The following is an 11,780-nucleotide window of genomic DNA, read 5'->3' as shown; positions in this document are numbered from 1 at the left end:
ATGGAAATTATCACGCTCTTCCGGCAGGCCATGGTGATGGTTGTTTTGCTCTCCGCACCGCCGCTGCTGGTGGCGGTTATCGTCGGCGTACTGATCTCGTTATTGCAGGCGGTGATGCAGCTACAGGACCAAACGCTGCCGTTTGCCGTCAAGCTAATCTCCGTCGGCGTGGCGCTGGCGCTGACCGGCCGCTGGATCGGCGTGGAGCTAATCCAGCTTGCCATTACGGCATTTAACATGATCGAACACACCTGAGGATACCGATGATCGCCACGATCCAGCACGTTTATGATTTCATTATCGCCATCACGCTGGGCATTGCGCGTATCTATCCCTGTTTTATCCTGGTGCCGGCGTTTTCGCTCAACGTTCTGAGAGGCATGCTGCGCAGCGCGGTGGTGATTTCGCTGACGCTGCTGCCGGCGCCGATTATCCAGCAGCAATTGCTGCAGGCGCCGATCTCCTGGCCGATGCTGCCGGGGCTGCTATTAAAAGAGGTCATCGTCGGCCTGCTGCTCGCCCTGATCCTGGCGATGCCATTCTGGCTGTTTGAATCCGTAGGCGCATTATTCGATAACCAGCGCGGGGCGCTGATGGGCGGACAACTCAACCCGGCGTTGGGACCGGACGCCACCCCGCTCGGCCACCTGCTCAAACAGCTTATTATCTTGCTGCTGATTATCGGCATCGGCATTAGCGGGCTTACCCAGCTTTTGTGGGACAGCTACCGTCTATGGCCGGCTCTGGCATGGCTGCCGCCCCTTACCGAGCAAGGATTTGAGATCTACCTGAAACTTCTCGCCGAAACCTTCACCCATATGGTGATCTATGCCGGCCCGCTGGTCGCGCTGCTGCTGCTGCTGGAGTTCAGCATCTCGCTGCTCAGCCTTTATAGCCCGCAGTTACAGGTATTCGTGCTCTCCATTCCGGCAAAATGCCTGGTCGGTCTGGCTTTTTTCATCGTTTATCTGCCGGTTCTGCACTATCTAGGGGATGGCAAGCTGCAGACCTTGCCGGATTTAAAGCATCTGTTCCCGCTGTTTTTCCCGCCCTCACCATAACGGCCCGATCATGAGCGAAAAAACCGAAAAACCCACCGATAAAAAACTTCAGGATGCCCGGAAGAAAGGCGAAGTCGGGCAAAGCCAGGATGTTCCCAAGCTGCTGATTTGCGTCGGGCTGCTGGAGTGCATTCTGGCGCTGGCCGAACAAACCATGGGTAAATTACAGGCGCTGATACAACTCCCGCTAATGCGGCTGGGCCAGCCGTTCGGTCAGGCCGTCAAAGAGGTATTCCATGACGCGATGACGCTGGCGCTGACTTTCTGCCTGCTGGCCGCCAGCATTGCGGTATTGCTGCGGGTCATAGGCGGCTGGATACAGTACGGCCCGCTGTTCGCGCCCGAAGCATTAAAGATGGATCTGAACCGTCTTAATCCCATCAACCAACTCAAACAGATGTTCTCCGTGCGGAAGCTGACGGAGCTGATCACCAATATTCTGAAAGCCGCCGTTATCGGCACGGTTTTTTATAAAGTTGTGGTGCCTGAACTGGAGTCGCTGGTGGAGTTGGCTTACGGGGATTTAAACGGTTTCTGGCTGGGAGTGAAAGAATTGCTGGCGCATATCTCTCGCACCACGCTGGTGGCGCTGCTGGCGCTTTCCGTTCTCGACTTCGGGTTGCAGAAATACTTTTTCCTCAAGCAGCAACGGATGAGCCACCAGGATCTGCGTAACGAACACAAAGACGCCGAAGGGGATCCGCACATGAAGGGACACCGTAAATCTCTGGCGAATGAGTTGATTAACCAACCAGCGGCGCCCCCGCCGCAAAAACCGGTTGCCGAGGCCGATATGCTGCTGGTCAATCCCACCCACTATGCCGTGGCGCTCTACTACCGCCCCGGCGTCACCCCTTTGCCGAAAATTATCTGTAAAGGCGAAGACCGGCAGGCGCAGCTGCTTATCGAGCAGGCCAAACAGGCGGAAATTCCGATTATCCGTTTTATCTGGCTGGCGCGAACGCTTTACCGCACCCCCGTCGATCACTACATTCCGCGCGACACGCTGCAGGCGGTGGCGCAAGTTTACCGTATCCTGCGCCAGCTGGAGGATGAACAGAAAGACGAAGTGATTGAAATGGAATAAAACACACGGCTCGGGCGCTGGAAACTCGGTGAATACATCGGGCGTCCGCCTTGTTTCGGCTTCAATCTCATTTTACACCCGTCTAGGTAACCTTACTTGCTCAAGACAGTTCTATACATTGCCGGTGCTATCTTTTTATCAACCCTTATTGATGTTGTGTTCTTGATATTGAGTTATCCATCCCTGCCAAGAGTAGTTTCCCCGCCCCCGTGGCGGGATTTTTTTTGCCGCCGCATAACCGTCATCTACCGAGAAGCATTTGCTAAAAAACTTGATAGGCGTTTGCAACAGTACGGCCCCGGCGATGCCAGTCTGGTTCGGATTAACCCTACTGGCGATCCGAAGAATGACTGAGGTAATATATCGCGCCGTGTGAAACACGATCCGGCTGTTTCAGGGAGCACGGCGAGAGGCATTAGCCACTCAATAACAACATTTGATAGGTTTTAGTTAATGAAAAAAGCAAAACTATTTCTCTTATCGGCCGCCGCGTTATCTCTTCCCTTGGCGGGATACGGTGAGCCGGCTAAGACAACGGGCAATAGCGAGACCCGCATACCTGCAATTAAACTCATGAGCACGCCGGATAACCATTCCACCTTTTTAAAAGGAAGCATTCCAGCGCTGGAAAAAATCCCCGCCAAACAATTCTGGATCAGCAACTCCACTGAAGATTGGGAAAAAAATACGCACCCGGCGCCAAGAAAACAGTATGTCGTAACGCTAAAAGGAACGCTGAAGTTTAAAGTAAGCGATGGTTCGACGTTCACCATAGCCCCGGGAACCGTGCTTCTTGCCGAAGACACCCAAGGCGAGGGGCATAGCTGGGAAATGATTGAAGGAAACGAATGGGTCAGAGCATATATCCCCATCACAGATACCAACGATTACTTTACCGCCGATAAATAATCCTGAAAGCCCTGATCACAGGGCTTTATCATGTTTAGCTGGAGACGGCGCTCGATTACGGCGCTGGGGCCGGCGTCATGGAATGACTAAACCGCCGCCGATAGATACCCCTTGCTTTAAAAAATGATCTCCGCGCGTGATTTGATTTCCACGATGGCTCTTGGCTCACGTTTGGAAGCCTCGATCGCCTGGCCGACCGTCGCCATCTCCGGATGCTGCATTACATCAGCCGCCGCATAGGCGGAGAAATCGAGCGCGGTTCGTGAAGCGAGATCCGATACGCTGATCTGATAAATACGCAAGGAGTCCAGATCGAGACTTTCAAGATCGCTTAGCAGATTGTCCTGAGAGAGAACGAACGCCGAGCAGCGTAATTGCCCATCGCCGGACCGATAAACGATCGCCTTCCAGAACGCTCGCGGCAAACGGATCCGGCGATAGATCGGATCCTCATCGCCGAACACCGGCCCGCCAAGAACAGAGAGTTTGAGGTTCTGCACATCAGCCTGTTCGAAAACAAGATTCTCCAATTCTCCCCACAGCCCCTGGCGGGATGATTGGTTGAAACGTTCGTGCTGGGGCGCGATATTGGTGAAATAGAAGGAATCCTTATTCGCCTGCATCGCCTCTTCGACATCTCCCCAGCAGAGATCCGCGCGACGGGCGATATGCCCGCGATCGAGCCGATTGCCCTCATAGGCCTCCTCGCCAATCTGATACTTGGCGTCGATGCGCGGATCAAGCGCGAAACCCAGTCTTGGGAGCTTTACCATTCGCGAACCATCAATGTTCCAGGCGACGTAGCGCGCCATGCGCCGCCCTGCGCTGAGGCACACCGAAAAGTGGGTATAAGGGATGGTCTGACTGCGGCCGAAGTTCACGGCGTCGCGCTTGAACGCGGCCGAAAGAGCTGGCTCAGGAGCATCTATGCCGAGGAAATTAGCATCGTAGCCGGTGCGGGGAACGGCCTCCTCAAGAAGCGAATTTTTCGCCGCCCCGCCAGGCGGCATCAGCAGAAAACCGAGTTTTTTCTGAACAGACGCGGGATAACAGGCGAGCGCGTGTTCATTCGAATTACCGTCGGCATCGCCGGCGAAGTGCAATCCAGCGAAAATATCCGTCGGTTTATCGTCTTCGGCGATAAGCCAGGCCGAACCAGAGTCGCCGCCCTTACTGATTTCGCCATCGGAGGAAGGATGCGCCGGGTCGGGCCCGATTTCAAAGCCGCCGATCGCCTGCTCTCCTGCGGGCAAGCCATAATTGATACGCGCCATCACGTCGACGCGGCGAACCTTGCCATAAGTAACGCCCGTGGTCCGGCCTGATTTGACGACGGCGTCGCCGAGTTCGACTTGAGCCATGCGGGTGGGAACGACATCCAGCTCAAAGACCGAGGGGTCACATCCGCGCATACGGATACCAGCCAGCGCACAGTCTCCGGCCGGCCCCAAATGACTGCGCAGAAGCTCGCCGGTTACATTGCGGGCGGTGTTGTTATCGTCGAAGAGCCCCGGCTGAACGATGACGTCGCCAACGTTTCCGGTATTCCCGTGCAAGACGTGCCAGTTCGACAGGATCGCGGGCTTGCCGGTGAACCGATCATAGACAATCAAGCCGATCGTCCCCGCCGTTCCGGCGATGTGGGAAACGCTGACGCCTGGCCGAATGGGATCGATGCGCTCCCGGCGCGCATTCATTTGTTCCGGCTTAACGAGCTTGAACGAGGGGCCGTAAGAGCGTTGTATCACGTCGGTCGGGATCATGACGCCGTCAATTTCGATAGCCTCTGGAATACGCAGACTGCCGAGCGACTGTATGGCCGATTCGCCCTTCATTCCGACGGTGAACTGGAGACATACCGGGCCATCGCCATTTTTCAAGCCAATGCCAACGGACGTAATATTGGGATCCTTGAGGTAATCGGCGCCTTTCGCCCGTATGTGCCGACGCAAAGCCTCTTGATTCGCCCCCGGCGAGCCGCCCTTCTTACGCGATGATTTAGGTTTGGCCATCCGACGTTCCCCCATGACTATGCCGCCCTGGCTGAATACGATCACTACGCCGACATCGTGGATGTATTCAACGGGACGCCGCGCCAGTTTGTGGCTAAAAAAGCGCAGAGACTAATTAGTAGTATATACCCTAAATAATCGACGCATAAAATGCGAGCCGATATTATCGGGCGCGGAAATCGGCGCTTATTAAAAATAACCATTTATTTTTCTATATAGCCATTCAAACAAAATGCCTGTTGCGGCATGATTTTTACTAATGAATGAAATAAGCGCGACCAGCATATGACATATTCTTTAAATATATAAGACGTAATGTTTCAAGCGGTAAATGCGTTGATTTTCCTGCGCCCCCATTATTCAGGGTATAAATTATCACGCTTAATATTTAAGAATGGATTGCCATTAAGAGTAGTGACGCATAGTACGAAAACAACAATCAATATCCTTTTTAGTCAGTTAACAATCAACCCCGGCTATGTTTACCTGATGTTCTTATTCTCTAACTTAATTGAGAACATCTTATGGCATCCTTAAAATTCGAAACTTTGCAACTTCATGCCGGCCAAGAGCCCGATCCCACTACCGGAGCGCGGGCCGTGCCTATTTATCAGACAACGTCTTATGCTTTCGAGAACGCCCAACAGGGCGCCGATCGGTTTGCACTGCGTGAATTCGGCAATATCTATACCCGGATCCAAAATCCCACCACCGACGTGTTTGAAAAGCGCATCGCCGCGCTGGAAGGCGGCGTAGCCGCATTGGCGGTGGCGTCCGGCCAGGCCGCGCAATTTATTGCGCTGAACAATATCTTGCAGGCCGGCGATAATTTCGTCTCTTCGCCTTCGTTGTACGGCGGCACCTGGACGCAGTTCAATCTATCTTTTAAGCGATTGGGCGTGGAAGTTCGCGTTGCCACAGATGATAACGCCAAAAGTTTTGAAAGCCTGATTAATGAAAACACCAAAGCGCTTTACCTGGAAACCATCGGCAATCCGCGCCTGGGGTTCCCTGATTTCGACCATTTCGCCGAGTTAGCGCAAAAATATAACCTGCCCCTGGTGGTGGATAATACCTTTGCCGCCGGCGGGTATCTCTTTCGCCCCCTTGAGCATGGCGCGCACGTGGTGGTGGAATCCGCGACCAAATGGATCGGCGGCCATGGCAACAGCATCGGCGGCGTGATAGTGGATGGCGGCAACTATCCGTGGGGCAACGGAAAATTCCCGCAATTCTCAACGCCGTCGGAGGCTTACCATGGTCTGGTGTATAACGATGTTTTCGGTCCGGGCAGTGAATTGGGCAACATTCAGTTTATTATCCGCGCCAGGGTCGAAGGCCTGCGTGATTTCGGCCCGACCTTGTCGCCTTTTAACGCCTTTCTTCTATTGCAAGGACTGGAAACGCTCTCTCTGCGGGTAGAGCGGCATGTTGATAACGCGCTGGAACTGGCGCTCTGGCTGGAAAAGCATCCGGAAGTGGAAAGCGTGAACTATCCGGGTTTACCTTCCAGCCCGGCATACGATATCGCCCACAAATACCTGAAAAAAGGGTTTGGCGGCGTACTGTCCGTGGAAATCAGAGGGGGCAAAGAGCGCGCCAGCCGTTTTATCAACAGTCTGCGGCTGATTACCCACCTGGCGAATGTCGGCGACGCAAAGACCTTGATTATCCAGCCTTCGGCCACCACCCATCAGCAATTGAGCGATGAGCAGCAGCTAGCCGCCGGCGTGACGCCGGCCGGGCTGCGGTTCTCGGTAGGCATCGAACATATTGACGACCTGAAGGCGGACATCGAACAGGCGTTCAACGCCAGTAAATAATCCGGCATGCCTATGACGCGCCATCATTTCCGCTCAGACGCCCCCTTTCTCCTGGAAAACGGCTCGTTTCTCCGGGGCATTGATATCGTTTTTCACACTTATGGAACGCTCAATGCGGACAAATCCAATGTGATATGGATTTGCCATGCGCTGACGGGGAGCTCGGATGTGGCAGTCTGGTGGCCCGGCCTGATCGGTTCCGGAAAATGCTTTGATCCCGGCCGCTGGTTCATCGTATGCGCCAATGTGCCTGGTTCGCCTTATGGTTCCACCAGCCCGCAAAGCATCAACCCATCGACCAACAAACCTTACCTGCGTGATTTTCCGTCAATCACCATTCGGGATATGGTCTTCGCGCATAGCCTGCTTGCCGACTATCTGGGCATAGAACGCATTTTTTTACTTATCGGCGGCTCCATGGGGGGACAGCAGGCGCTGGAATGGGCCATCTGCGAGCCCCAACGGATACGGCAGATGGTGATATTATCCGCCAATGCCGTCAGTTCCCCCTGGGCGATAGCCTTCAATGAAAGCCAGCGGCTGGCGCTGCTGGCCGATAAAACCTTTGACGGTATAGATCGTAACGGCGGTATGGCCGGATTGAAGGCGGCCAGAAGTATCGCCCTGTTATCCTATCGCTGTTTTGACACCTACCTTCATAGCCAGAAGGAACACGATAGGCATAAGTTGGATGATTTTCTGGCCGCCGCTTACCAACGCTATCAAGGGGAAAAATTTATCCGGCGTTTCAACGCCTATTGTTACTGGTGCTTGCTTAATGCCCTGGACACCCACAATATCGGCAGAAAGAGAAATAAACCGGAAATCGTGCTGGGGAAAGTAGAGGCAAGAACCCTGATTATCGGGATCGCTTCAGACCATCTTTTCCCCGTTAGAGAACAAAAATTCCTGTCGCAACACATAAAAGGCGCGCAATTTGCTGAAATTGACTCGCTCTACGGACATGACGGGTTTCTAACCGAAACGCGGACGCTGGAAAAACAGATTTCTCAATTCCTGTATGGGAAAAAAAATATGCCGGAAAAAATACGACAAGCGGATAATATTAACTGAATCAAAAGGATTCAACGGTGACGCAAAGTAGCTACGAGGCGATAAAACAAATGACGCAGCCCCATCATGAAAAATTACTCGATCCCAAACAGCTGGATGCGCAGATTCCCGCGCATGTGCTGCAACACATCACCCGTTTATCGCTCAAGGCTTTTATCGTCGACAGTGAGGCATCCGATACAAGCGTGTTCAGCGAACGCTATGGTTATCCATTGGAAACCTGTGCCAACACGCTGATACTGAAATTTAAAAAACACGGCGCTGAAGCCTATGCCGCCGCTGTCTGTACGGGCGCGCGGCGCCTCGACATCAACGGCGCAGTAAAGCAGTTGCTCGCGGCGCAACGCATCTCCTTCGCCCGGATGGAGAAATCCACGGAGCTAACCGGGATGGTTCCCGGCGGGATTACGGTGTTCGGTCTGCCCGCCGCGTGGCCGGTGCTGATTGATAATGCGGTTCTACAGCAACCCGCTCTCGTTATGGGCGGGGGATCCGCGAGGTAAAACTGCTGGTTCCTTCTCCCGTACTGGCCGCGCTCCCCAACGCTTTAACCGGTGATTTATCGCTGCCGGTCTGACGCTTTTGACAACGGCAAAACTTATTTTTGTTCCTTCAAGCCTTGATTTACACTCTCGTTATCCGGGGCATCTCCCGGATATTTGACATGCGGCCGCCGACCCCGTTCGGATTCAGCAACTGGCCGTCCAGCAAATATACAGAAATCCCCTTATTCAACCCGACTGGCGCGCCGCAGCGTCTACCGTAGCGCACTTTCGCGTGCTGAATAAGTTCGATGGAAAAGAAAAAATGATTTCATTTAGAGCAATGCTAAGCAGTGAGTTTTCAGATTATTTGGCTTACTTCATTCCCGACTATGCAGCGGAAATATCTTCAAGTTACCAGATCCCCGAAGAAGACGCCTTACAGCAGGCGCAGCGTGAAGTGGCGATAAGTTTGGCGAATGGCGTCGATACCGCCGGACAGGTTTTACTCTGCATCGTCATACGCGACGGCGGAGCGGAAAAAACGCTCGGCTATTTATGGTACCGGCCTGATCCTACCGCCCGCTCGGCTTATATTAACGATTTCTATATTTTCTCGGATTACCGGGGCCGGGGCTTCGGTAAACGCACGATGAAATGCCTGGAAGATAAACTCTCGGCAGAAGGATTTATTCAAATCAAATTACGCGTAGCCCCGGATAATAAACTGGCGACGCATGTTTACCAATCCACCGGTTTTCAGGTGACTGGGATAAATATGAATAAAATACTGCAACCGCACTCTTGCTCCTGACATAATTTTCAGTAAGACAGGAACCGGTAATAATACCGGTGCATAATTGGAGTGCGGCCTATTCGCCCCCCACTTTCTGTTCTGAAGCCCCGTTTGTAATCGTCATGATCTTTGAAAGTGACGCCTTTACGTCCCTGCGGGGATTAAACGACGCGCCCTTTGTGAAGCCGGCTTCAACCATCCAGCCACATACCGCTTCCCACTCTGCGTTGTTCCGCTACAACGCCTTCTTTTCATTACTTCTCGCCATGAACCAGAATGTTGAAATCAAACAAAGCGCATAGCCAAAAAGCTCGGTTCCCTCTTCCACTATATTTTTTACCGACCGGATATATCCGTCCCGCATAAGATCTTGCCATAGAACCTGCATCCCAAATAGACGGGAAAAAACCAAAACGCAAAGAAGCCCGGAAAACATCATTCCATAAGCAGGATGGCGAATGAAAACCGTCAGTTGATGAATCGTATCTGATGGTTTTTTAAAGCAAAAAAATATAGTTCCGATGGCCACTGACAGAGCAAACCATAGCCATGAACCATGCGCTATCATGTCAAACACAAAGTCCATTTCTCGAATAAGCATACAGCCGAAAAATCCGGCTATCAGCACAAAGCCTCGTTTGCCCTCTCTGCTCCTAACCGCCTGAAATAGGTTCGAACACACGATCGCCGCCAGTATCGACGCCTGGGAAATCTCTGTAATGGAGGTCTCTTTAACTTCATTGTGAAGCCATTGGACATCTAAAAATAGCGCCATTACCGCCAGCATCACAATCACCGCCGAAAACAAAAGAAAAATAAACTGTCTAAAAATCAATTTCATATCAATGTAATTATATTCAGTAAAATAAATGTAATATTTTACTGTTTCAGGGTGATAGATATTCACTTTTAGTGCGTTGTCCTGTCCAACGGCAATATTAACCCTTTGTCCTCATTATTTTTTTGCCCAATAATTGATATCCTCCGCGCGGCCGCCTGGCCTGCGTATATCGATAACCTCGTTGGTAGTTGCAGCGTGCGTATGTGCGAGAATGAGAGAGGAAATTTGCCTAAAACGGCGTGAACATAGCGCCATCAAGCTGACCGGCGCTATCACGAGCCGCGAGAAAAAACAGATTTTGGTTTAGGCCGGAGATAAGATTTCGGATAAATCGGGCATTTTCGAACGAGTTAAAATGGCTGGCCCGTTTTCTATTCCTACCTAATCTATAATCGGGTGTTTCCCCTTATCGGGCTCCCAGCTTCCGCCGCTGCCGTGATAAGTTTCAGCCCCAAGAGTAAATCGTCGCCCACAACGATTACAGACGAACTGATAGGCGACAATATCGCCCCAGCGCATCGTTTTCGCACACTCTTCAAAACTAAATTGATTCCAATCTGGATCGGCCTTTATTTCCGTAATGGTGCCATCTTGCACATTTTGCGCAGCTATTCGGATGGCTTTGCGCAAATCATTGGGTGTACGGATCACATATTTAACGCAGAGATCAGCGCAGGATTCACAACGCATGGCTTGCATATCTCCATCAAGCAAAATATTTATACCGGGACATTATCCAAATAACAAGCCCCGGCAGATGCCAGGGCTTGGGATGTGCGCAATAAATCTATATGGCGGCGCCAATAAATATTCAACCGTCTTACGGCTGAATTTTATCTTTTTCCAGCGACTCAGCAATACGGCGAAGATATTCGTTATTTTTGAATGCGATCATAATGCATTCAAAGAATATACGAGAGAAAATAGCTATCACAATAAACCCTATTGCTGCTGACACGCCGCCTGACATAAATTGGACCACAGCCGCGAAAAGCAGCAGAACAACGGTAATAACATAGAGAATGCTGATGATCTTAGGTGTTATGAGCCTGTCAAAACCAAACATGATAATTAATCTTCCTGATTAAAAGAGAATTTATCTTAATTGGTTACGTTTTATCATTCAAGATCATTATCACTTCCCGATTGAAACGCCAATTAAGTCGCCATCGCCAGACAGCGTCTCGGAACAATGAAGTGCGTAACCCAACACACAAACATCGGAAGACCCGCGCCGTTGATCTCATCTCATCAGCGCAGCAATTAAGTTTTACTCCGGTTATCCGGTTGTACCTTTGATCTTACCCAGCATGCGCATATCGGGGTTGCCGCTGCGGCTCGCCAACTCAGCTTACACGAGTCGCAACTGTACGCCGGGCGCAGTAAACAACAGCAACAACTGACATCGTCTGAGCGAGAGAACGAACTGGCTGCTGAAAATGCCCGTCTTAATAGATAGTTGGCTGAACAGGCAGAGGAACCGGCCATTCTCCAAAAGGCCGCGACATACTTTGCGAAACGCCTGAAATGAAGTATGACTTCATCGAAAAATATCAGGCTGAATTCAGCATCAAAGCGATGGCCCGCGTGTTTCAGGTCTCCCGCAGCGGCTGAATAGCCAGCTTCCTCTTTGTGAGCAGTAAACCATGCGGTAAACCACGCAATGATTTGCGCCCACAGGTCGGGGATTTTGTC

General features: G+C 51.8%; 12 protein-coding genes and 1 pseudogene. 9 read left to right on the top strand and 4 right to left on the bottom strand.

Annotated features, from left to right (window positions below):
• The 4 genes from sctS (at position 1) to HC231_RS09775 (ending at position 3,057) form a co-directional block, all read left to right on the top strand.
• Positions 1 to 255 (top strand): type III secretion system export apparatus subunit SctS, encoded by a 255-nt coding sequence (gene sctS, locus HC231_RS09790; RefSeq protein WP_208230802.1) that lies wholly within the window; start codon positions 1 to 3, stop codon positions 253 to 255.
• A gap of 8 nt (positions 256 to 263) precedes the next feature.
• Complete coding sequence (sctT, locus tag HC231_RS09785) at positions 264 to 1,061, top strand: type III secretion system export apparatus subunit SctT (protein ID WP_208230801.1); 798 nt, start codon at positions 264 to 266, stop codon at positions 1,059 to 1,061.
• 10 nt (positions 1,062 to 1,071) lie between these two features.
• Positions 1,072 to 2,148: a type III secretion system export apparatus subunit SctU gene (sctU, locus tag HC231_RS09780; RefSeq protein ID WP_208230800.1), complete on the top strand. Its 1,077-nt coding sequence runs from the start codon at positions 1,072 to 1,074 to the stop codon at positions 2,146 to 2,148.
• Between the two features lie 453 nt (positions 2,149 to 2,601).
• Entirely contained in the window at positions 2,602 to 3,057 is a 456-nt protein-coding gene (locus HC231_RS09775; protein ID WP_208230799.1) for a cupin domain-containing protein, read from the top strand.
• A gap of 116 nt (positions 3,058 to 3,173) precedes the next feature.
• Here HC231_RS09775 and HC231_RS09770 read toward each other — a convergent pair whose 3' ends face one another.
• A complete protein-coding gene (locus HC231_RS09770; RefSeq protein ID WP_208230798.1) occupies positions 3,174 to 5,069 on the bottom strand; it encodes a DNA/RNA non-specific endonuclease in 1,896 nt (631 codons plus the stop codon).
• 524 nt (positions 5,070 to 5,593) lie between these two features.
• Here HC231_RS09770 and HC231_RS09765 point away from each other — a divergent pair.
• The 4 genes from HC231_RS09765 to HC231_RS09750 all read left to right on the top strand — a co-directional run bounded on the left by HC231_RS09765 (position 5,594) and on the right by HC231_RS09750 (position 9,262).
• Complete coding sequence (locus tag HC231_RS09765; RefSeq protein ID WP_208230797.1) at positions 5,594 to 6,892, top strand: O-acetylhomoserine aminocarboxypropyltransferase/cysteine synthase family protein; 1,299 nt, start codon at positions 5,594 to 5,596, stop codon at positions 6,890 to 6,892.
• A 12-nt stretch (positions 6,893 to 6,904) separates the two neighbouring features.
• Positions 6,905 to 7,966: a homoserine O-acetyltransferase family protein gene (locus HC231_RS09760; RefSeq protein ID WP_208230796.1), complete on the top strand. Its 1,062-nt coding sequence runs from the start codon at positions 6,905 to 6,907 to the stop codon at positions 7,964 to 7,966.
• 17 nt (positions 7,967 to 7,983) lie between these two features.
• Positions 7,984 to 8,469: a YbaK/EbsC family protein gene (locus HC231_RS09755; protein ID WP_208230795.1), complete on the top strand. Its 486-nt coding sequence runs from the start codon at positions 7,984 to 7,986 to the stop codon at positions 8,467 to 8,469.
• A 304-nt stretch (positions 8,470 to 8,773) separates the two neighbouring features.
• Positions 8,774 to 9,262, top strand: a complete 489-nt coding sequence (locus HC231_RS09750; protein ID WP_208230794.1) for a GNAT family N-acetyltransferase — start codon at positions 8,774 to 8,776, stop codon at positions 9,260 to 9,262.
• Positions 9,263 to 9,479: 217 nt separating this feature from the next.
• Here HC231_RS09750 and HC231_RS09745 read toward each other — a convergent pair whose 3' ends face one another.
• The 3 genes from HC231_RS09745 to HC231_RS09735 form a co-directional block, all read right to left on the bottom strand.
• Positions 9,480 to 10,151, bottom strand: a complete 672-nt coding sequence (locus tag HC231_RS09745) for a hypothetical protein (RefSeq protein ID WP_246494764.1) — start codon at positions 10,149 to 10,151, stop codon at positions 9,480 to 9,482.
• Positions 10,152 to 10,466: 315 nt separating this feature from the next.
• Positions 10,467 to 10,784 (bottom strand): hypothetical protein, encoded by a 318-nt coding sequence (locus tag HC231_RS09740; protein ID WP_246494763.1) that lies wholly within the window; start codon positions 10,782 to 10,784, stop codon positions 10,467 to 10,469.
• A gap of 121 nt (positions 10,785 to 10,905) precedes the next feature.
• Positions 10,906 to 11,151, bottom strand: coding sequence for a DUF4282 domain-containing protein (locus HC231_RS09735; RefSeq protein ID WP_208230793.1), 246 nt, complete (start codon positions 11,149 to 11,151; stop codon positions 10,906 to 10,908).
• A 252-nt stretch (positions 11,152 to 11,403) separates the two neighbouring features.
• On the opposite strand from HC231_RS09735, the pseudogene HC231_RS09730 reads away from it, so the two are divergent.
• Positions 11,404 to 11,696: pseudogene (locus HC231_RS09730) on the top strand (transposase); the annotation flags it as partial.
• Between the last annotated feature and the right edge of the window lie 84 nt (positions 11,697 to 11,780).

The sequence above is a fragment of the Brenneria izadpanahii genome (genome assembly GCF_017569925.1).
GTDB classification, from domain to species: Bacteria; Pseudomonadota; Gammaproteobacteria; order Enterobacterales; family Enterobacteriaceae; genus Brenneria; species Brenneria izadpanahii.
The sequence above is the reverse complement of the archived record's forward strand: the minus strand, read 5'-3'. Positions and strand labels throughout refer to the sequence as shown.